Here is a 21,227-nt window from a genome sequence, read left to right as displayed (position 1 = left end):
CCGGCGCAGGCGCGCGTCCATGTCGACATCTATGCGAACGTCGCGCCACCGCCGCTGCGCGCCGAGATCGTTCCGCCGCCACGCGGCGGCTACGTCTGGGTGCCCGGCTACTGGGGCTGGAGCCGCCACCACCACCGCTGGCATCGCGGACATTGGGTACGCGCGCGTCACGGCTACCACTACGTGCCGTCACGCTGGGATCGCGACGGCGATCGCTGGCGCTACTACGACGGCCGCTGGGAACGCTGACCCGGGGTCGGGATGTTGCGCCGGCACCCGGTGCAAACGCGGGTGGCCGCACGGCCACCCGCTGCGCTCACGGCGGTTCCGGCGCCACGTCGTCCTCGTCGGGCGCCGCGATCTCGTAGCCGCGCCGATGCAGCTCGGCGAGATAGCCGTCGGCATCGACGACCAGATGCATCGGCAGCACGGCGAAGCTCACGCTGTCATGCGCGAGGGTGTCCGTGGCCGCCTCGAGCCATCTGCGCCCGAATCTTGCTTCGAGATCGTCGAGTCCGCGCTCGCGCACGATCGACAACTTCATGATCGCGTCGCGACACGGACCTCTTTCGTCGACGTGCGGGAGCGCACGTAGCGCCGCGACATCGCCGGACGCCCACGCGTTCGCGCGTTCGGTCATCCGCGCGAGGTCGGTCGCGACGCGCTCGAGCGTGCGCTCGAAGCATTCCTGGTCGTCGAGGTCCGCCTTCTTGAAGTCCTTCAATGCCGCCTTCGGTGCATCGATGCCGACCTCGAGCTGCACCGGTACGAGCGCCACGCCCGCCTTCTTCGCCGCCTTGCGCACGGCGTCGGTCACGACCGGCTTTTCGGCCAGCCCCGCGCCGGCGATCGCCGACTCGTAGAGTTCGCGTGCGGCGAAGATCGGTCGCCATCGCTCGACCTTCGCACTGCGGCCGATGTAGCGCTGCTTGAGCGTGCGCCAGCGCTCGTAGGACGGCGCGGGAAGCACGTCCGCGAGTGTCGCGCCACCGGGGTTGTCGCGAATGCCGATCAGCGACGGCAACAGCGCGAGCCGGCCGAGGAACCCGACGTTCGCCTCCATCTTCACCTGCGGCGCCATCAGCACGTGCTGCGACTCGCCGATGCGCCGCTCGACCTCGGCGGTGCGCCACTCGAGGCGCTTCGGCAGCGGCGACAACGTGCCGAGCACCCACATCACGTGACCGTCCTTGGACACCCGCCACAGGCCGGGGCCGGGCTGCTCGCCCGTGACGACGATCGTTTCGAGGGACGCGTCGCGCGTCGACGCCTGTTCGCTGGAAAAGGCCGGCGCAGTCCCCGCCAGCAAGATGCCCGCGTAGACGCGGAACGCAAGACGACGCATCGATTCGAATTCCCTTCGCGCAGATGCGGAGTGTTCCCCAAACGGCGACGCGACGCGTCAAGTTTCGGTTAGGAGCAGCGGCGGGCATCGCAGTCCAGCGTCCGCCGCTTCCCGCATGGGTCGGTGTCCGGACCGGCGCGCGGACGGACCGCGCGTCTCGCACTCAGACCGCTCGTGCAAGGTCCGCCGCGACCTGCCTCGCCGCGTCGAGCGTCGCCGCGACGTCGGCGCGCGTGTGCGCCGTCGATACGAAGAGGTTCTCGTACGCACCGGGATGGAACAGGACGCCCTTGCCGAGCATCCCCTGCCACCAGCGGCGGAAGAGTTCCTGGTCGGCGTGGCGCTCGGCGTCGCGGTAGTTGTGGATCTCCTTCTCGGCGAACCATACCTGCATCAACGGGCCGAGACCGACGACGGAGGCCGGAAGACCCGCATCGTGCAGCAGCGCGGCGAGTCCGACGCGGAGTTCGTCGGAAACGGCATCGAGTTGCGCGTACAGTCCGGGTGTCGCCAGTTCGTCGAGCGCCGCGTTCGCCGCGGCGATCGCGATGCCGTTGGCGCTGTAGGTCCCCGCCATCGACACCGTGCCGTTGGCGACGAGCGCCATGATGTCCGCGCGCCCGCCCATCGCGGCGACCGGAAAGCCGCCACCGATGCCTTTCGCGAACACCGACAGGTCGGGCCGGATGCCCAGGCGCCCTTGCGCGCCCGCGAGACCGAGCCGGAAGCCCGTGATCACCTCGTCGAAGATGAGCACGATGCCGTGCTTCGACGTCAACTCGCGCATCGTCTCGAGGTAACCCGGCTTCGGCAGGATGCAGCCGGTGTTGCACATGACCGGCTCGGTCAGCACCGCGGCGATCGCGTCGCCTTCGCGCGCGATCGCATCGGCGAGCGCCTGCGGGTCGTTCCACGGCAGGATGAGGAGATTCTCCTCGACCCCCTTCGGCATGCCCGGGCCCTGCGGCACGGGGATCGGCCGGTCGTCCGGGCCCGCCTTGTCGATCGACGGATGCTTGCTCCAGTACACGCCGTCGGAGAAGCCGTGGTACATGCCTTCGAATCGGATGATCTTGCTGCGCCGGGTGAATGCACGCGCAAGGCGGGTCGCGTACAGGACGGCCTCGGTGCCCGTGTTGCACAGGCGCACGCGCTCGACGCTCGGTACCGCGTCCACGATCTTCTGCGCGAGGAGCGCCTCGTCGGCGGTCGGCAGCGCGAACACCGTGCCGCGCTGCTGGATGAAATCGACCACCGCCTGCGTCACGCGCGGCGGGCGATGGCCGAAGATCATCGGGCCGAGGCCGAGCAGGTAGTCGATGTATTCGTTGCCGTCGACGTCGCGCAGGCGCGAGCCCTGGCCGTCCGCGACGAACAGCGGATACGGGTTCCAGCCCGACCAGGTCGCGCGCGCGGTGCTGTTCACGCCTCCGGGTATGAGCTTGCAGGCCGCATCGAACAGGGCGGCGCTGCGCCCGGTTTCCAGACCGTCGGCGAGGCGGGCTACGGGGGCGGGTTTCGAGGTGTCCATGTTCAAGGATGCGACTCCGGGGTCGGTGCGACCTCGCGCGTGCGCGGCCGCATGGTCGGGAATGTCTGGATGCATCGCGGCTCGACCGCCGCCGCGACGAGCGGACCCGCGCGAGCGGCTTCCTCCGCGTCGGTGGCGTCCTGAAGTCCGCGATCGCGCGTCACGCGACCTGCGGCGCCGTGGTCGGCGTCGTCGCGCCGCCGTGCGTCGCGAGTTCGCCCGCGAGCAGGGTCGGCAGCAGTTCCAGCGCGTCGGCGAAGCCGGTGATCGGCACGTACGGGATGCCGGCCGAGCGGCAGTGTTCGATGAGCCGGTGCTTGGCGAACACGAGGTCGGCTTCGCCCGCGACGCAGAAGTCGGAGGTGCCGTCGCCGATGAGCAGCACGCGCCTGCGCTTGGCTCGTGCTTCGCCCGCGCTCGCGCATTTGCAGTTGCCGCTGCGGCAATTCGCGCGGCCGTGGGGGAAATCGAGGCGCCATCCGCTCTCGCCGATCGCCTCGAGGCGGTTGGCGACGATCGGCAAGCCGTCGAGGTCGTGCTGGCCGAGCACGCGGCGGATCGCGTAGTCGAGGCCGTCGCTGAGCACGGTCAGCGGCACGCCGGCCGCGCGCGTGGCAGCCACGAAGGCCGGGAACGCACGATCGATCATCATGCCGTCGAGGTGCGCGTCCAATTCGGCGTCGCTCGCATCGAGCAGGCCGACCTGCTGCGCCATGCAGTCGCGCGAACCGATCTCGCCGCGCTTCCACGCCTGTTCGAGCGCCTGCCAACCCGGACGGCCGAAGCGTTCGAGCAGCGAGTCGGTGATGTCTTCGACCGAGATGGTGCCGTCGAAGTCGCAGAGGATGGTCCAGTGGGACACGGGCTGCTTCCTGCGGTCCGACGGGACCGCCATGCATCCCACCCTAGCCGGGGTGCCTTTCGGAGCGGTTTCGCGCGAGGTTCCGAGGGACGTATTCACGAGCGCTGGCGGGGGCACCGACCGCCCGAAGCCACGCGCGAGCCGTCGTGCCCGCGCGCCGCGGTCGCCCGCCTCCGGCCCTCAGTCCTGCTTCTTGAAGCGCACGAGCACGCGTTGGCCGATGCGGAAGGCGCCGCCCTCGAGGCGAAGCACGCACTCGACGTCGTGCGCGCCCGCGCGCTCGACCGGGTCGTCCGTGAGCCGACTCGGACCGAACACTTCGCCCACGCGCAGGACCTCCGCGGTAACGGGCGTGCCCTGTCCCGCATCGCTCACGACTTCCGCGCGCATGCCGGGCCTGACGAGGTCGACGTAGGCTTCGTTGAGTTCGGCGCGCACGATGCGCGGACGATCGGGCAGCAGCTGGAACAGTTCAGTCGCCGCCTGCGCCGACACCGCGTCGCCGGCATGCACGGAACGCCGCACGATCCGCCCCGCGGCCGGTGCGGTGACCACGCGCGCATCGAGCTCGGCGCGCGCTTCATCCAGGTGCGCGTGCGCGACCTTGGCCGCCGCTTCCGCGACGGCCACCTCGGCCTTCAGCACGGCGAGCGCCGTCCCGGCGTCGTCGGCCGCCTGCCCGCTCGCGGCGCCTGCGTTCGCGGCGGCTGTCGCACGCTCGGCGGCCTGTGCCGCCGGCGCGAGCTTCGATTTCGACACCGCAAGCCGCGCATTCGCTTCGGCGACGCCGGCTTCGGCGACGCCGACCGCGATGCGTGCCTGGCGCTGGTCGAGCCGCGCGAGCACGTCGCCTGGCGCGACCGCGTCGCCATCCTCGACGCGCACGTCTTCGACGCGACCGTCGCGCGGCGCGACGATGCGCACGAGCCCGCCTTCGACATCGACCTGCCCGCGCGCCATCGCGATCCAATGGCCGTTCGCGGGCGGCGCCGACGCTCTGCGATCGGACGCATCGTCGGAGCACGCGACCAGCAGCAGCATCGGCGCGACCAGCAGCGGCATCCAGCCCGCACGCAACCTCATCGACATTCCACTTCACCTCCGCACGGCGCGAACGCGTCCGCCGAGCATATACGAGCGATCATGGCACGAGCACCGCACACGCGACGCAGGCGGCGACGACGACGAGCGGCGGCACGCGCGCCACGGCCAGCAGCGCGAATGCGCCCAGCGCGACGATCGCATCCGCGGGGCGATGCACCGCCGTCGTGAGCACCGGATCGTACAACGCCGCCGCGAGCAGGCCGACCACCGCCGCGTTCACGCCGGCGAGCGCCGGCGCAGCCGGCGCGAACGAGACCGCGCGCGCGAACAGGTGATGGGCGGCGACGGCGAGCAGCATGCCGGGGAGGAACAGCGCGCACAGTGCGAGCAGCGCCATCGCCGGCGTGCCCGCGGGCGGCGAGGCGGCCGCACCGAGATACGCGGCGATCGCGAACAGCGGTCCCGGCAGCGCCTGCGCGAACCCGTACGCCGACAGGAACGCGTCGTCGCCCATCCACGCCGGCACGAGACCGTCGCGGAGCAGCGGCAGCACGACATGGCCTCCGCCGAACACGAGCGCGCCCGCCCGGTAGAAGAGGGCGACGAACGCGGCCGCGCCGTGCGGCGCGAGCATGGCGGACGCGATCGCAACGACGCCACCCAGCGACGCCAGCAGCACGGCGGCGATCGCCGCCCGCGGCGTCGCGACCATGGCCGCTTCGCCGCGCGGCAGCGCCGCGTCGCGGCATGCGAGCGCGCCCAGCGCGGCCCCGCCCGCGAGCACGAGGAACTGCATCGCGGCGCCGCCGTGGAGCAACATCGCGAGGGCCGCCACGATCGCGATCAGCCTGCGCGCGAATCCCACGCTCAGGCGCTGCGCCATGCTGGCGACCGCCTGCGCGACCACTGCGACGGTCGCGAGCGAGAGGCCGTGCAGCACTCCCGCCGGGGAGGTCGCGAACCGCGGCAGCGTCCAGGCGAAAGCGAGCATGAGCAACGCCGACGGCGCCGTGAACCCGAGCCATGCGGCGAACGCGCCCGCCCAGCCGGCGCGCCGCAAGCCGATCAGGAAACCGACCTGGCTGCTGGTCGGGCCGGGCAGCACCTGGCACGTCGCGACGAGGCTCGCGTATTCGTCGCCGTCGAGCCAGCGCAGGCGGTGCACGTAGGTGCGCTCGAAGTAACCCAGGTGCGCGATCGGTCCACCGAACGAGGTCGCACCGAGGCGCAGCGCCTGCGCGAAGACGTCGCCGACGCGCGCGCCGCTCACGTCGGCAAGGGGGCCGCGTTGCGCCGGTCGGTGAGGATGCGACCGTCCTCCATCGCGAGCACACGGTCGGCGTGGCCGACCAGTCGTGGGTCGTGGCTCACGCAGAGCACGGTCGCGCCGTGCGTGCGTGCGATGCGGTGCAGGGTGTCGATCACGATCTGGCCGTTGGCCGCGTCGAGCGCACTGGTCGGTTCGTCGGCGAAAAGCAACTGCGGCTCCTTGGCGAGCGCGCGCGCGATCGCGACGCGTTGCTTCTCGCCGCCGGACAGTTGCGCGGGCTTGAGTCCGAGGCGGCTGCCGAGCCCGACTTCGGCGAGCGCGTCCGCCGCTCGCCGACGCGCCTGCGCGTCGCCGAGGCCGAGATAGCCGAGCGGGAGCATCACCTGTTCGAGCGCGCTCAATGCGGGGAACAGGTTGAAACCCTGGAACACGAAGCCGGTGTGGTGCAGGCGGAACCGCTCGAGTTCGACCGGACCGAGGCGGGCGAGGTCCTCGCCGAGCGCGAAGGCACGGCCGCCGTCCGGGCGCAGCAGGCCGCTGAGGATCGCGAGCAGCGTGCTCTTTCCGCAACCGGACGGACCCGACACGAGCGTGAGCTCTCCCGCCGCGATCTCGATCGACAGGCCGCGCAGCACGTCGGTGCGCACCGCACCGGTGGTGAACGACTTCGACAGCGCGTCGGCGACGAGGGCGGCGTTCACGTCAGCGCAGCAGCAAGGCCGGATCGGCATGGCGCAGCGCGCGGACGGCGGCGACGCCGGACAGCAGCGCGATGCCCATGACGAGCGCCGCACATACGGCGACGGTGACGAGGTCGAGTTGCACGGGAACGTCGCGACGGTGCGCGAGCAGCACGACGAGCGCGGTCGCGACGCCGCCGACGACGAGGCCGAATGCGCCGACCCAGGCCGCCTGCTTGAGCACGACATGGCGCAACTGCGCGAAACCGACGCCGAGCGCGTGCAGCGTCGCGTACTCGCGGATCGATCCCGCGACCGCACCCATGAGCGTCTGGCTCGTGATCAGCGCGCCGACGACGAACACGACGATCGCGAGCAGCACCACGCCGAGACCGGCGCCGGTTTCGAACATCCAGTACGTGACCGCGCGCCGCGCGAACGCGTCGCGCGTCCACACCTCGAACATGCGCGTCGCGCCGTGCGGCTGCAGGCGCTTGCGCACCGCGGCCGGGTCGGCGCCGTCGCGCAGCTTGACGACGTAGTAGGCGACGCGTCCGCGGCTGTCGCCGTTGTCGAGGCGGCGCGAAGTCGCGAGCGACGTCACGATGTTGACGCCACCGAGCGCGCGCAGGCCGCTGCCGACGCCGACGATGCGCACGCGGTGGCCATTGATGACGGCCTGCCCGCCCACGCCGAGGCCGAGCTTGCCGAGGTCGGCACGGTCGACGATGACGCCGTCCGGCTCGTCGAGCAGCGCGCGCTGCGCGGGCGCCAGCGCTGCGGCGAACATGAGTGCATCCGCGCGCGTGTCGATGCCCGACACGAACACGGACACGCCACCCTTGTCGGCCGGACCGCGCCAGTCGCCGTCGATCCAGTCGAACGGTTCGACGCGTTCGACCGCGGGATCCATCAGCGCGGCGATCTCCGCCTGCGCCGGAATCGGTCGCCCGAGCTCGATGCTCTGCGTGCCCGGATAGCCGATCCAGAGATCGCCGCCGGACGAGCGGATGTACACGGCGGAACTGTTGAAGATGCCGAACACGAGCGCCGCCTGCACGAGCAGCAGCAGGCCCGAGAACGCGACCGCGAGCGCCGATGGCAGGAAGCGGCGCCATTCGTGCACGAGCGTCTTGCGCGCGAGAGGCACCATCAGCCGGTGCTACCCGTCGCAGACGGCAACGGCGCGCCGCCGAGTGCCTTGTAGAGCGCGACGAACGCGAGGCTGCGCTGCTGTTCCGCCTGCAGCAGGTCGAGTTCCGCCTGCAGCGAGGCGGAGTCGGAAGCCGCGACGTCGATGCCGTCGGCGAGTCCGAACCGCTGCAGCGCCCGGGCCGAACGCGCGTCGTCGCCGAGCGCGGCGACGCCATCCCGCAGCGCGCGCGCGGCGAGCGTGCGCTCGTGCAACGCCGCCATCGCCGCTTCGGCTTCCGCGACGCCGTCGAGCACGGCTTGCCGGTAGGCGAGCGCGCTCGACTGCAGCAACTTCGCGCGCGCGTCCCGCGCGGCACGGCGCGCTCCCCAGTCGAACAGCGGGATGTCGATCGCGGGCCCGAACGTGACGATGCCGTCCGCATCCGACAGGCGCGTGTGGCCGATCACGCGCGCGGCATAGGTCAAGGCGCCGCCGAGGCCGATGCGCGGATACAGGTCCGCCTCGGCGAGCCCGAGCTCGCCCGCGGCCTTCACGACCTCCGCCTGCGCGCGGCGGATCTCCGGTCGCGTGCGCAGGAGGTCGGCCGGCAGCGCGGCGGCGTTCGCCGCCGTCTCACCGAGCACGAGGGGCGCACCGTCGTCGACGACGTTCTCGTCGCTGCGCCCGAGCAGGGCCGCGAGCTGGCGACGTGCGCGCACGATCTCCGCGCGCGGCTCCGCCAGCGCCGCCTGCGCGGTCGCCTCGTCCGCGCGCGCGCGCGCGGCGTCACGCGTCGATGCGAGACGCAGGCGCTCGCGGGTCGCGACCAGTTCGCGCTTTTGCTGCGCGCACGCGGCGATACGTCCGAGCAACGCGAGCCGGCGTTCCGCGGCGCGCAGTTCGACGTACGCGCGCACGACCTCGGCGACGACGCTCACGCGCGCCGCCTGCTGCTCGCTTTCGGCGATGCCGAGGTCGCCCGCGCTCACGCGCGCGCGGCTCTGCGCCCGACCGAACAGGCCGAACTCCCATTTCGCGTCGAAGCCGGCCTGGAAATAGCTTGCGCTGCTGTCCGGCGTCGGTTCCGCATAGGTGCGGAAGGCGAACTCGGGCAGCGCGGCGTCGTTCGCATGCGCATCGAGCATGCGCGCGGCCTCGATGCGCAGGCCCGCCTGCGCGATGCCGAGGTTCTCCGCCAGCGCCGCGTCGACGAGCCGGTCGAGTCCGGCGTCACCGAAAGCCTTCCACCATCCGCGCAGGTCCGGCGCGGGCGCCGCGTCACGATCCGCGTGCTGCCAGGACGCAGGCGTGTCGCGTTGCAGCGGCGGCAAGGGCGCCACCGCGCATCCGGCGAGCGCGAGCACGCCCACGACCAACGCGCGGCGACGGATCGGGATGCGCGGCGGCTTCGGCGGACGGGGGTCGGGCATTGCGGAGCGGTCGACGTGCGGACAGTGGCCGTCGTCGACGGCCGTCGCACAAGTCTAACCGAAGCGGGCCGCCGCACGGCGGCAACGCGGCAGGCGTGACGCAGCGCGCGCCACGCCTGCCGACGCCCCCGCGGGCGCAGGGTGGATCGATGCGGGCGCTCAGTTGAACCCGTTCGCGAACACGATGTCGGAATTGATCTGCAGCGCGCCGATCTCGGGCCAGTCGGGTGGCGATTGTCGCGGGAAGCCCACGCCGCGCTGCTCCCATTGCCAGCCGAGCACGTTGCTGCCGCCGAACGTATCCCAGATCCCCGGCGTCGGCCGGTGCGTGCGGGTCTGGCCGCCCTGGTCCTGCAAGGGTGCGAGGCCGGGGTCGTCGTGCGTGGTGTCGTTCGGGCACGGCGCCCCGCAGAGCATCACGTTGTTGTGACCGCCGTTGAATCCCGAGCCGGGCTTGCCGGTCAGGTCCACCGTCGGGTATTGCGCGGGCGCGGCCGTATTGACGTTGTTCGCGATGATCGTGCTGTCCATCTCTCCCGCGACGCTGAGGTGCACGCCCGCGCCGAGATAGTAGCCCGCACCGATGTCCCATTCGTGCGAGGTATTGAATGCGATCGTACTGTTGTAGAGATTGAGCTTGCCGACCGAGAAGATCCCGCCGAAGCGGTTGGCGACATTGCCCGACACCGTGCTGTTGACCAACGTCAGCGTGTAGGTCGTGGCGCCCTTGGTCGCGATACCGCCCATGCGCGCGGCCTGGTTGCCGGAGATCGTCGAGCCGAGGACCAGGCCTCCGTTCCAGATGAACAGGCCGCCGCCGAACGACGGCGTCGCGCTTTCGCTGATCGCGACGTTATTGGATATCGTGCTGTACTTGCTGACCAGGCCGTCGTGCGCATAGACGCCGCCACCGCTCGCGTAACCCCAGCCGGTCGCCTTGGCCATGCTGCCTGTGATCACGCTGTTCTGCAGCACCACCTGGCCCTGGGCCCAGATCCCGCCGCCGAGCGCGGCACGATTCCCCGTGCTGAGCGCATTGCAGTTGCGCATGACGACCTGGTCGAGCACCACGCTGCCCTGCGCCTGCACGCAACCGCCGAGCGCATCGACGTCGGTGCGGTACTTGAAGCCGTTCTCGATCGCCACGCCCGAGATCGCCAGCGTGCCGGTGCCGAGATCGACGAACACGCCGTCGGAAAGATTGCCGTCGATCGCGAGGCGGTGAGCGCCCGGCCCCTGGATCGCGAGATTGTTCTGGCCGAGCACGATCGCGCCGCTGGTCAACGTGATGCGACTGCAGGCGAGCTGCGTGAGGTCGATCGTATCGTCGCTCGCAGCCGCTCCGATCGTGTCGCGCAGGCTGCCGGCGCCGCTGTCGTCGCAGTTGGTCACGACGAGCGTCGACGTGGGCGCCGCGGGCGCCGCCAATCCGGCCGTGTCGCGCAACCGTTGCAGGAGCGCGGGCGGCACGACGAAACGACCGTCCTCGACGCGCGCCTGCAGCGCATCGAGCCGCGAATCGGCATGCAGCGGCGGCGTCGTGGTCGACAGGCAGGCGGCCAGGCAGGCGGCCAGCGGTCGCAGCGGCGATCGCGGGCGCGCGATGCGAATCTTCGATGTCTTCATGGCGATGATCCCAGGGGCGGACGATCACGGGGAACGCCGGACCGCGGGGAGTTCGGACAAGGCGCGCCTCTGCGGATCAGGCCGCGCGCGCGTTCAACGCGTCCAGAAACGCTTCGCCGTAGCGTTCGAGCTTGCGCTCGCCGACGCCGCTGATCGCACCGAGGGCGCCCAGCGTCTGCGGCCGGTCGCGCAGCATCGCGAGCAGGGTCGCATCGTGGAATATCACGTACGCGGGCACTCCCTGTTCCTTGGCGAGGCGCGCGCGCACCGCGCGCAACGCGTCCCACATCGGCGCCTCGTGCGGGGCGATGTCGAGGCTCGCGCGCGTGCGCTCGCCGCGAGCCTGTTGGCGGCGCGCGCGACGTTCGCCTCGATCGGCCTGGCGCCGCAGGTGCACCGCCTGTTCGCCGCGCAGCACGGCGCGGCTCGCTGCCGTCAGGCGCAACGTGCCGTAGCCCTCGTCGTCGGGCGTGAGCAGGCCGATCGCCACGAGCTGGCGGAATACGCCGCGCCATTGCTGCTTGTCGAGTTCGGCGCCGACGCCGTACGTGCTGAGCTGGTCGTGGCGCAACGCGCGCACGCGCTCGTCGGCCTCGCCGCGCAACACCGCGGTCAGGTGGCCGACACCGAAGCGCTGGCCGGTGCGGTACACGCACGACAACGCCTTCTGCGCGACGACGCTCGCATCCCACGTGTCCGGCGGCTCGAGGCAGTTGTCGCAATTGCCGCACGGCGCGCCGAGCGTCTCGCCGAAATAGGCCAGCAGGCGCTGGCGCCGGCACGCGGTCGTCTCGGCGTAGCCGAGCAGCTCGTCGAGCTTGCGCCGCTCGACGCGCTTGCGCTCCTCGCCGGACTCCGACTGCGCGATGAACTGGGCGAGCGTCACCACGTCGGAGAGGCCGTAGCAAAGCCACGCGTCGGCGGGCAGGCCGTCGCGGCCGGCGCGGCCGGTCTCCTGGTAGTAGCCTTCCATGCTCTTGGGCAGGTCGACATGCGCGACGAAGCGCACGTCGGGCTTGTCGATACCCATGCCGAACGCGATCGTCGCGACCATCACGACGCCGTCCTCGCGCAGGAAGCGTTGCTGGTTGCGTGCGCGCAGGCTCGCCTCCATGCCCGCGTGGTAGGGCAGCGCCGCGACGCCTTCCTCGGCAAGCCACTGCGCGGTCTCCTCCACCTTGCGCCGCGACAGGCAGTAGACGATGCCGGAAGCGCCCTCGTGCGCGGCGAGAAAGTCCTTGAGCTGGCGCCGTGCGTCGTCCTTCTCCACGACGCGGTAACGGATGTTCGGCCGATCGAAGCTCGCGACGAACTCGCGCGCGGACTCGAGTGCGAGGCGCTCGACGATCTCGCGCCGAGTCGGCGCGTCCGCGGTCGCGGTCAGCGCGATGCGCGGGATCGACGGGAAGCGCTCGTGCAGGATGGTCAGCTGGCGATATTCCGGGCGGAAATCGTGGCCCCACTGCGAGACGCAATGCGCCTCGTCGATCGCGAACAGCGCGACCGGCGCGCGCGCGACGAGTTCGAGGCAACGCTCGCCGAGCAATCGTTCCGGCGCGACGTAGAGCAGCTTCAGCGCGCCGGCGGCGAAGCGCCGCTCGACGTCGCGCTGCGCGGCCCCGTCGATGCTCGAGTTGAGGAAGGCCGCCTCGACGCCGAGCTGGCGCAGCGCGTCGACCTGGTCCTGCATCAGCGCGATCAGCGGCGACACGACGACCGCGCATCCTTCGCGAAGCAGCGCGGGAATCTGGTAGCAGAGCGACTTGCCGCCGCCGGTGGGCATCAGCACGAGCGCGTCGCCGCCACCGGCCACATGCTCGATGATCGCGTGCTGCTCGCCGCGGAACGCCGGGTAACCGAAGACGGACTGGAGGACATGCAGCGATGGCGACATCGCCGAATACTAACAAAGCGAGCCGGCGGGACTCATCCGCGCGCGCCTCGCTGCCTGCCCGGTCGGCACGCGCGCGCCACCCGCATGCGCGGATGGTGCGGCGAGCCGCGACGCCGTCGCATGGACAGGCGATGCGCGGCCGTCGCGGAACGCGTGCGGTCGTCAGTCGACGCGCGCGAGCTGCAGGCGCCTGCCGTCCGGCCGCACTTCGAGTTCCGAACCGAGGCGCGCGAGCGTGCGCAGGCGCGGACAGATCGCGTCGGCGCGCTGCGCGAGCTCGCGGCTGCGCCGTGCGACGATGCGTTCGACCTTCGCGTCGATGCCGTCCGCACGCGCCTCCAGCTCCGCCGCCGCCTTCTCGTCGCCACTCAGCGCGACGCTGATCGCCTGTCCGGCGACATTGCCGACCACTTCTGCGACGAGCGTGCCGACGGCCTGGTCGACGAGGCGATCGAGTTCCTTGCCTTTCCAGGCCGCGAGGCTGTCGTTGGCGTCGATCTGCCGGCGGATGTCCGCTGCAGTACGGGCGAGCCGTTCGGCGCTCGCGCGGGCCGCTTCCGCGTCCTTCGCGAACGCGCCGGAGACTTCCGTGACCGCATCGAAGGCGATCTGTACGGCGTCGTGCACGATCTCACGCAGCTGCGGCAGCACGTCGCGGACGCCGTGTTCGATGCCGAGGACGCGTTCGCGGTCGGCCGCGCCGAGCGCGACGACCCGGCCGTCGACGCGCAGGGTGCCATTGGCGATCACGACTTCGCCCGGCGAGCCGCCCGTGCGCGTGAAGACGAGCGCGTCGGGCTTGACCGCCATCGAGTAGTCGCTGTGCAGGCCGCAGTCGGCACCGTGCAGGTCGATTCCGGCATGCGCCACCCCCAGACCGGCGACCGCGACAGCTGCACTGCAGACGAATCGGAACATGTTGCACTCCTCCTGGCGGGTTCCGGCCCTTCGATGCGCAGGATCGCGCAAGGGTTTAACGCACGCCCGTGCCGTCCGTCGCAATGACCACGGGCACCCTGCCGGAAGTCACGCCTCGCCTGGTCCCTGGCGGGTGCAGCGGTCGAATTCGTGTGTTTGCTCCATTCGTTCGTGGCATACGGTGCGCGCTCATGAAGACACGCTTCGAACTGCTGCAGGGCGTCAACCAGCTCGCCGGCGACGGGCTGCTCGGCGCGGTCGACGTGGTCGAGGACATGCACCTCGCCATCGTCGCCGGCATCGGGCGATTCGTCCCCCTGGCCGGCGGCGTGGCACCGGCAGCGCGTTTCACCTACGCACGCGTCAGGGACGCCGTCCGGCTCGGGCGACGCGCGGCGGACGCCACGGCCGGTCTGCTCCGGCATCGCCTGCCGGACGCCGTGCGCGACGATGCGGTCGGCCCGACGCCGCTCGCGTGGCTCGCCGCGCTGAATGGCGCGATCGGCGACCGCCTGGCGGCGAGCGGCAATCCGCTCGCACTCCGCATGGGACTGTACCGCGACGGCATCGAAGCCGGCCCGCGCGCGCCGGTCGGACGCGCGATCGAGGCGGCCGATGGCACCCTGCTCGTGTTCGTGCACGGGCTCGGCATGAACGACCTGCAATGGCGCGACGCGCGCGGCAACGACTTCGGCGCGCACCTCGAGCGGGAGCGCGTCGGCTTCGCATTGCACCTGCGCTACAACAGCGGCCTCCGCATCTCCGCCAATGGTCGCGAGTTCTCGCACCTGCTGCAGGCGCTGCACGAATGCCACGCGCCGTCGATCCGTCGCATCGTGCTGATCGGCCACAGCATGGGCGGACTCGTGTGCCGGAGCGCCTGCGCGCACGCCGAGCGCCATCGGCTCGGTTGGGCCGCGACGCTCGACCAGGTGGTCTGCCTCGGCACGCCGCACCTCGGTGCGCCGTTGGAACGGCTCGGCAACGCACTCGGCGCGCTGCTTGCGACGACGCCCTACACGCGTTCGCTCGCAGCAGTCGCCGACGTCCGCAGCGAAGGCGTCAAGGACTTGCGCCACGGCTGGGCCAGCGATCACGACCGCGACGGCGTGCTTGCAGCGGCCGGTGGCCGCGGCCTGCCCTTCGCCGACCGCGTGCAGTGGCGCCTCGCTGCGGCAACCCGCTCCGCGCGCAGCACCGGCGCGCGCGCGCGCTGGCTCGGCGACGGCCTCGTGCCCGTGCCGAGCGCACTCGGCGAGCACGAAGACCCGGCACGCGCATTGGCGCTGCCCGCGAGCCATCGGCGCGTGTTCACGCGCCATGGCCACCTCGACCTCCTGACCGGCGAGGCCGTGCTGGCCCAGGTTCGCGACTGGATCTCGCCGCGTCGCCGCCCCGCGCGCGCGAAGTAGCTCCTCGCGTGCCCGGGCGACGTTCGCGTCGATACCGGCGACTTTCTTGCAGCGCAGTCTCGACACAGGGGCGCGCCTGGCCGCGTTCGCAGGGGGATCACCCTACGGTTCGCGGCGCGCGACGAGGCGCCGCAGGGCGACGACGTCGCCGGCGACCGCAGCGGTCGCGGCTGCCCGCATGCGCACGTAGCGAGCGAGCACGCTAGCGCCGAGCCGCGTGAGGCGCGCGCCGCCGCCGCCGCTGCCGCCCTTGCTCGCCTCGACCAGCGGGCCCCGAAAACTGCGGTTGAGCTCTTCCACGAGTTGCCACGCACGCCGGTAGCTCATGCGCATGCGACGGCCCGCGGCAGCGATCGAACCCGTCTCGCGGATGCCCGCGAGGAGGTCGCATTTGCCGGGGCCGAGCGCGACGCCGGGCGCCGGCATCACGCGCAGATGGATCGAGGGTGGCTGCGTCGTGCGCTTCATCGCGAGGCTCGCTGTGGATGCCGGGACGCGATCATGCGCGCGCGGCGCGCATGCGTCACGCGCGTGGCCGCGCCATGGCGCGAACGTCGTCCGGCCGCCCGGGGTCCCCGTCTCGCGGCCGCACTCGCGCGCCGGCGCCCGAAGCGATATGTTCGCGTGGAGATATCGACGAGGAGCATGCTGCATGAGCCACGCACCGCGCATCGCGCGCCTGCGCCGCCTCGCCCTGCACGGCCTGCTCGCGCTGCCCCTGCTTGCGCCACTCGGGGTACGCGCCGAAGCGCTGCTCGTCTTCGCAGCGGCGAGCCTCAAGCCCTCGCTCGACGCCGTCCTCGCCACGCCGCGAGCGGCCGCACTCGGCGGGATCACGGCGAGCTATGCGGCGAGCTCGCAGCTCGCCCGGCAGATCGAAGCGGGCGCGCCGGCAGCGCTGTTCATTTGCGCCGACCAGGACTGGATGGACTACGTCGCGCAGCGCCAGCTCGTCGCGGAAGGCACGCGCGCGAACCTGCTCGGCAACGCGATCGTGCTCGTCGCGCCCAGGGACAGCGCGGTGAAGCTCGACATCGCGCCCGGTTTCGCGCTCGCGTCCGCGCTCGGCAAGGACGGCCGACTCGCGCTGGCCGAACCGAACAGCGTACCTGCGGGCAAATACGCGAAGAGCGCGCTGGCGCAGCTCGGCGTGTGGGACGCGGTCGCCGCGCGCGTCGTGTCCGCCGACAACGTGCGCGCCGCACTCAACTTCGTCGCGCGCGGGGAAGCCGCGCTCGGCATCGTCTACCGCTCCGACGCGGTGTCGGAACCGGCTGTACGGGTCGTCGCGACGTTTCCCGGCGCGACGCACGCGCCGATCGTGTATCCGGTCGCGATCCTCGCCGGCCACGACACGCCTGCGGCGCGCGACCTGCTCGAGCTTTTGCGCGGCCCGACGGCACAGGCGATCTTTCGCGACCATGGTTTCGATGCGCCGCCCCGCTAGCCCGTTCCGGCGCGCATCCCATCGCACGCGCGTCGACGCGTCGCGCACGCGGTCGACGGCCGCGTGCGGGCAGGCGCCGTGAGCATGCTCTCTGCCGGGGAGTGGCAGGCACTGGCGCTGAGCCTGCGCGTCGCCGCGCTCAGCGTGCTCGCCTCGTTGCCGTTCGCGCTCGCGCTCGCGTGGCTCCTGTCGCGCCGGCGGTTTCCCGGTCGCCTGCTGATCGAGTCGCTCCTGTTCCTGCCGCTGATCCTGCCGCCCGTCGTCACCGGCTATGCGCTGCTCGCGCTGCTCGGCCGGCACGGGCCGCTCGGTGCGTTACTCGCGCAGGCCGGCATCGTGGTCGCGTTCCGCTGGACCGGGGCGGTCGTCGCCGCCGCGGTGATGGGCTTCCCGCTACTCGTGCTGACCGTGCGCGTCGCGTTCGACAACGTCGACCGTCGCCTCGAGGCCGCGGCCGAAACCCTCGGCGCCGGCGCATGGCGCCGCTTCGCAACGATCACCCTGCCGCTCTCGCTGCGCGGCATCGCGGCCGGATGCGTGCTCGCCTTCGCGCGCGCCTTCGGCGAGTTCGGCGCGACGATCAGCTTCGTGTCGAACATCCCCGGCGAAACGCGCACGTTGCCGATCGCGATCTACGAACTGCTCAACACGCCCGGCGGCATGCCGGGCGTGCACCGCCTCGCGCTCGTCGCGCTCGTCGTCGCGCTCGTCGCGAGCGCGGGCGCGGCGATGATCGCGGGTGGCGCACCGTGGCGGAGAACCTCCGCGTGATCGAACTTGCGCTGCGTCATTCCTGCGCCGATCTCGAACTCGACCTCGCGTTCCGTTCGGATGCGCGCACGCTCGCGCTGTACGGCGACTCGGGCGCGGGCAAGACGAGCGTGCTCAACGCGATCGCCGGCCTGCTCGCGCCGCAAGCCGGTCGCATCGCGATAGACGGCGACGTACTGCTCGACACCGCGCGCGGCGTGTCGGTGCCGGTGTCGCGGCGGAGGATCGGTTACGTGTTCCAGGACGGGCGCCTGTTTCCGCACCTGAGCGTGCGGCGCAACCTGCTTTACGGCGCCGACGGGCCGCCGGACCAGTTCGCACTGCTGGTGGACCTGCTCGGGCTCGGCGCGTTGCTCGAGCGGAGTCCCGACGGCCTTTCGGGCGGGGAACGCCAGCGCGTCGCGATCGGCCGCGCGTTGCTGTCCGATCCGCGCGCGCTGTTGCTCGACGAGCCGTTGACGGGCCTGCACGCGCAGGCGCGGCTGCAGGTGCTCGACCACCTGCGTCGGCTCAGGAACGAGCTGCGCGTGTTCACCGTGCTCGTGAGCCACCACGCGGACGAGGTCGCGACGCTCGCCGATGAAGTCGTGCGCGTCGACGCGGGCCGCGTCGTTCGGCAGCAGCCGATCGCGGACTTCGCCGCGCGCCGCGTGCGCTGAGCCGGCGGCGCTAGGCGCGGACAGCCGGATTCGCTAGGCTAGGCATTCGATTCGAACGATCGTTTGAGGTCGCCATGCTGCCGCGCCACGCCCTTCCCGCGATGCTCCTGACCGGCCTGCTCGCCGCGTGCGGCAGCGGCGGCCCGCCGCGCAAGGTGCATCCGTCGACCGCATCGATCCAGCAGCTCGCGGTGCAGGCGGACGGCAGCTGGAAGATCACCCTGCGCATCCAGAACTACAGCACGTTCGCGATGCACTATCGCCGTATCGATGCCGGCCTGTCGATCGACGGCAAGGAACTCGGCCGGCTCGAGGCGACGCCGGACATCGACATCGTCGGCAACAACGGCGACGTGGTCGAGACGACGTTCCGCCCGGCCGCGAAGACGATGTTCGGCACCGACATCGCCTACGCATTGAAGGGCACGATCGAGACGAGCGAGCCGAACGAGAGCTTCACGTTCGAGACCGCGAGCCGCCTCACGCCCGTGCCCGGCGTGCCGGACACCTATCGCTGACGCGCGCATCCGCGCCGCCCGCCGCCGCGCGTTCCGCGCGGCCATGCCCTGGAGACCACGATGAGCCGTTACAGAGCCCCGCTCGCCGACCTGCGTTTTGCGTTGTACGACGTGCTCGAGGTCGACAGGACCTACGCACGACTGCCCGGCTGCCAGGAAGCGACGCGCGACGTGATCGACGCCGTGCTGGAAGAGGCGGCGAAGTTCGCCGAGCAGGTGCTCGCGCCGCTCAACCAGAGCGGCGACGCCGAGGGCTGCAGCTACGACAAGGCGACGCGGAGCGTGCGCACGCCTGCGGGGTTCAAGGACGCGTTCGCGAAGTACGTCGACGGTGGCTGGATCGGCCTCACCGCAGCGCCGGAATTCGGCGGCCAGGGCCTGCCCGAGACGCTCGGTGCGGCGCTCAAGGAGATGGTCGACTCGGCGAACCTGTCGTGGGGCAACTACCCGATGCTCTCGCACGGCGCGTCGTCGGCGCTCGAGCACCATGGCGAGGACTGGCAGCGCGAAGTATTCCTCAAGCCGCTCGTCGCGGGTACGTGGACCGGGACGATGTGCCTGACCGAACCGCATTGCGGCACGGACCTCGGCCTGCTCAAGACGCGCGCCGAGCCCGCCGGCGACGGCAGCTACCGCATCAGCGGCACGAAGATCTTCATCACCGCGGGCGAGCACGACTTCGTCGACAACATCCTGCACCTCGTGCTCGCGCGGCTGCCGGACGCGCCTGCGGGCGTCAAGGGCATCTCGCTGTTCCTCGTGCCGAAGTTCAAGGTGGGCAGGGACGGGCGCGTCGGCGAGCGCAACGCGCTCGCGTGCGGCTCGATCGAGCACAAGATGGGCATCCACGGCTCGGTCACGTGCGTGATGAACTTCGACGGTGCCGAAGGCTGGCTCGTCGGCCAGCCGAACAAGGGGCTCGCCGCGATGTTCACGATGATGAACACGGCGCGCCTGGCCGTAGGCCTGCAGGGCCTCGGCCTGACCGAGCGCGCGTACCAGAACGCGCTCGCCTATGCGCGCGATCGCCTGCAGATGCGTTCGCTGTCGGGGCCGAAGTTTCCCGACAAGCCGGCCGATCCGCTGATCGTGCATCCGGACGTGCGCCGCATGCTGCTCACGCAAAAGGCGTTCGCCGAGGGCGAACGCGCGCTCGCGCTGTATGCGTACCTGCAGGAGGACATCGCCAAGCACTCGACCGATGCGGCCGAACGCGAGCGCGCCGAAGCGCTCGTCTCGTTCCTCACGCCGATCGTCAAGGGACTGCTCACCGAGACCGGGATCGAATGCACGTACCACGCGTTGCAGGTGTTCGGCGGCCACGGCTTCATCGTCGAGCACGGCATGGAGCAGTTCGCGCGCGACGCCCGCATCACGACCCTGTACGAGGGGACCACGCAGATCCAGGCCATCGACCTGCTCGGCCGCAAGATCATGCAGCTGCAGGGTGTCGGCCTGAAGCATTTCCTGGCCGAGATCGGCGCGTTCTGCGCGAAGCATGCCGCCGACGCCGCGCTCGCCGAATTCATCGCGCCGCTCGGCGCGGCAGCGAAGGAATGGGGCGACCTCACGCTCGAACTCGGCAAGCGCGCGGGCGCGAACCCGGAGGAAATGGGCGCGGCCGCCTACGACTACCTGTTCTATTCCGGCTACGTCGCACTCGCCTACCTGTGGGCGCGCAGCGTCGCGGCTGCCGACGCGTCCGCCCACGCAAACGATTTCAAGGCGGCCAAGCGCAGCACCGCGCGCTTCTACTACGCACGCATCCTGCCGCGCACGCAAGCGCACGCCGCGGCGATGCGCAGCGGGGCGGCGAACCTGCTCGAGTTGCCCGACGTACAGTTCGGTTGAAGGGCGGGGCTGGGCGGCCGGGGCGAAGGCCCAGGTTCGGCGTTCGAGCATGCACGTTGCGTCGGCGTCGCGACGGTTCGCCCCGAGCGCGGCGCGCAAGAAGGCGTCGAAGGGCACGAGGCGGAGGGCCGCGCGACCGCCGGCCCGGCGTACGCGCGTCCGCTCGCCGCGCCAGGCGCTGACATCGATCGGCGACGCGTTCGAGCAGGCAGCCTGTTGCGACGACACGCGCGACGACGCCACATTGGCGTACCATCGCCGAAGCCGCCCGTCCGCCGAATCGCCGCATGGCCTCGCCGCCCGACGCACGCACCGACCTCTCGATCCGCCTCGCCAACGCGGACGACGACGATTTCATCCTCGGCCTCATCGGCCGCTTCGTCGAGTTCGAGCTGCCGCCGTGGCGCCGACGCGGCGAATGCGCGCAGGGCATCCGCAACGACATCGCGCGCCATTTGCTCGAGCAACCGCCCGGGTCGCACGTGTTCGTCGCCGAGAACTCGGACGGCGAGCGGGTCGGTTTCCTGCACCTGCAGGCCGCGACCGACTATTTCACTTCGGCGCAGAACTGCCACATCTCCGATCTCGCGGTCGCGCCCGGCTTCGACGGCCAGGGCATCGGCGCGGCCCTGCTCGGGCATGCCGAAGCCTGGGCGCGCGCGCACCGCTGTCGCCACCTGACGCTGGCCGTGTTCCCCGGAAATGCGCGCGCCCGCGCGCTGTACGAACGCCACGGTTTCGGCATCGACGTGCTGCGCATGGCCAAGCCGGTCCACTGAGCGTCGCGAAAGCGTCAATTTCCTGCCATCCTCCTTTTGTTCTATGCTCGCCGCG

Annotated in this window: 19 protein-coding genes and 1 pseudogene; 8 read left to right on the top strand and 12 right to left on the bottom strand. The window is 71.4% G+C overall.

The window, feature by feature from the left end; genetic code table 11:
• Positions 1 to 249: hypothetical protein (locus tag VI238_RS01235; protein ID WP_331647595.1), on the top strand; the 249-nt coding region annotated here is incomplete at its 5' end.
• A gap of 67 nt (positions 250 to 316) precedes the next feature.
• On the opposite strand, the gene VI238_RS01230 is transcribed toward VI238_RS01235, so the two are convergent.
• The 11 genes from VI238_RS01230 to VI238_RS01180 form a co-directional block, all read right to left on the bottom strand.
• Positions 317 to 1,345 carry a TraB/GumN family protein gene (locus VI238_RS01230; protein WP_331647593.1) on the bottom strand — a complete coding sequence of 343 codons (1,029 nt, stop codon included), beginning with the start codon at positions 1,343 to 1,345 and terminating at the stop codon, positions 317 to 319.
• 163 nt (positions 1,346 to 1,508) lie between these two features.
• Complete coding sequence (locus tag VI238_RS01225; protein ID WP_331647597.1) at positions 1,509 to 2,876, bottom strand: glutamate-1-semialdehyde 2,1-aminomutase; 1,368 nt, start codon at positions 2,874 to 2,876, stop codon at positions 1,509 to 1,511.
• A 160-nt stretch (positions 2,877 to 3,036) separates the two neighbouring features.
• On the bottom strand, positions 3,037 to 3,738 hold the full coding sequence (locus VI238_RS01220; protein WP_331647591.1) for an MtnX-like HAD-IB family phosphatase: 702 nt from the start codon (positions 3,736 to 3,738) through the stop codon (positions 3,037 to 3,039).
• Between the two features lie 180 nt (positions 3,739 to 3,918).
• The gene (locus VI238_RS01215; RefSeq protein ID WP_331647589.1) at positions 3,919 to 4,821 is read right to left on the bottom strand and encodes an efflux RND transporter periplasmic adaptor subunit; all 903 of its coding nucleotides are present in this window, start codon (positions 4,819 to 4,821) and stop codon (positions 3,919 to 3,921) included.
• 58 nt (positions 4,822 to 4,879) lie between these two features.
• The gene (gene chrA / locus VI238_RS01210) at positions 4,880 to 6,052 is read right to left on the bottom strand and encodes a chromate efflux transporter (RefSeq protein ID WP_331647587.1); all 1,173 of its coding nucleotides are present in this window, start codon (positions 6,050 to 6,052) and stop codon (positions 4,880 to 4,882) included.
• Positions 6,049 to 6,783 (bottom strand): ABC transporter ATP-binding protein, encoded by a 735-nt coding sequence (locus VI238_RS01205; protein WP_414650011.1) that lies wholly within the window; start codon positions 6,781 to 6,783, stop codon positions 6,049 to 6,051. The genes chrA and VI238_RS01205 overlap by 4 nt, the downstream gene beginning before the upstream one ends.
• A complete protein-coding gene (locus VI238_RS01200; protein WP_331647583.1) occupies positions 6,755 to 7,885 on the bottom strand; it encodes an ABC transporter permease in 1,131 nt (376 codons plus the stop codon). The genes VI238_RS01205 and VI238_RS01200 overlap by 29 nt, the downstream gene beginning before the upstream one ends.
• The gene (locus VI238_RS01195) at positions 7,885 to 9,297 is read right to left on the bottom strand and encodes a TolC family protein (protein WP_331647581.1); all 1,413 of its coding nucleotides are present in this window, start codon (positions 9,295 to 9,297) and stop codon (positions 7,885 to 7,887) included. Before VI238_RS01195 ends, VI238_RS01200 begins: the two co-directional genes overlap by 1 nt.
• 159 nt (positions 9,298 to 9,456) lie before the next feature.
• Entirely contained in the window at positions 9,457 to 10,923 is a 1,467-nt protein-coding gene (locus VI238_RS01190) for a hypothetical protein (RefSeq protein WP_331647579.1), read from the bottom strand.
• 76 nt (positions 10,924 to 10,999) lie between these two features.
• The gene (gene recQ / locus VI238_RS01185) at positions 11,000 to 12,817 is read right to left on the bottom strand and encodes a DNA helicase RecQ (protein WP_331647577.1); all 1,818 of its coding nucleotides are present in this window, start codon (positions 12,815 to 12,817) and stop codon (positions 11,000 to 11,002) included.
• A gap of 162 nt (positions 12,818 to 12,979) precedes the next feature.
• Positions 12,980 to 13,735, bottom strand: a complete 756-nt coding sequence (locus tag VI238_RS01180) for a DUF2884 family protein (RefSeq protein WP_331647575.1) — start codon at positions 13,733 to 13,735, stop codon at positions 12,980 to 12,982.
• A gap of 191 nt (positions 13,736 to 13,926) precedes the next feature.
• Between VI238_RS01180 and VI238_RS01175 the strand changes: the two genes are divergently transcribed.
• Complete coding sequence (locus VI238_RS01175; RefSeq protein ID WP_331647573.1) at positions 13,927 to 15,147, top strand: esterase/lipase family protein; 1,221 nt, start codon at positions 13,927 to 13,929, stop codon at positions 15,145 to 15,147.
• 102 nt (positions 15,148 to 15,249) lie between these two features.
• Here VI238_RS01175 and VI238_RS01170 read toward each other — a convergent pair whose 3' ends face one another.
• Entirely contained in the window at positions 15,250 to 15,615 is a 366-nt protein-coding gene (locus VI238_RS01170) for a winged helix-turn-helix domain-containing protein (protein WP_331647571.1), read from the bottom strand.
• Between the two features lie 184 nt (positions 15,616 to 15,799).
• On the opposite strand from VI238_RS01170, the gene modA reads away from it, so the two are divergent.
• The 6 genes and pseudogenes from modA to VI238_RS01140 all read left to right on the top strand — a co-directional run bounded on the left by modA (position 15,800) and on the right by VI238_RS01140 (position 21,172).
• Positions 15,800 to 16,594 (top strand): molybdate ABC transporter substrate-binding protein, encoded by a 795-nt coding sequence (gene modA, locus VI238_RS01165; protein ID WP_331647569.1) that lies wholly within the window; start codon positions 15,800 to 15,802, stop codon positions 16,592 to 16,594.
• A gap of 84 nt (positions 16,595 to 16,678) precedes the next feature.
• On the top strand, positions 16,679 to 17,365 hold the full coding sequence (gene modB, locus VI238_RS01160) for a molybdate ABC transporter permease subunit (RefSeq protein WP_331647567.1): 687 nt from the start codon (positions 16,679 to 16,681) through the stop codon (positions 17,363 to 17,365).
• Positions 17,362 to 17,964 (top strand): annotated as a pseudogene (locus VI238_RS01155) (ATP-binding cassette domain-containing protein); the annotation flags it as partial. The gene modB and the pseudogene VI238_RS01155, both read left to right, overlap by 4 nt.
• 134 nt (positions 17,965 to 18,098) lie before the next feature.
• Positions 18,099 to 18,542, top strand: a complete 444-nt coding sequence (locus VI238_RS01150) for an LEA type 2 family protein (protein WP_331647565.1) — start codon at positions 18,099 to 18,101, stop codon at positions 18,540 to 18,542.
• 60 nt (positions 18,543 to 18,602) lie between these two features.
• On the top strand, positions 18,603 to 20,393 hold the full coding sequence (locus tag VI238_RS01145) for an acyl-CoA dehydrogenase C-terminal domain-containing protein (protein WP_331647563.1): 1,791 nt from the start codon (positions 18,603 to 18,605) through the stop codon (positions 20,391 to 20,393).
• Between the two features lie 287 nt (positions 20,394 to 20,680).
• A complete protein-coding gene (locus tag VI238_RS01140) occupies positions 20,681 to 21,172 on the top strand; it encodes a GNAT family N-acetyltransferase (protein ID WP_331647561.1) in 492 nt (163 codons plus the stop codon).
• Positions 21,173 to 21,227 lie beyond the last annotated feature (55 nt).

Source organism: Dokdonella sp. (genome assembly GCF_036518555.1).
In the GTDB taxonomy this organism is placed as follows: Bacteria; Pseudomonadota; Gammaproteobacteria; order Xanthomonadales; family Rhodanobacteraceae; genus Dokdonella_A.
The sequence above is the reverse complement of the archived record's forward strand: the minus strand, read 5'-3'. Positions and strand labels throughout refer to the sequence as shown.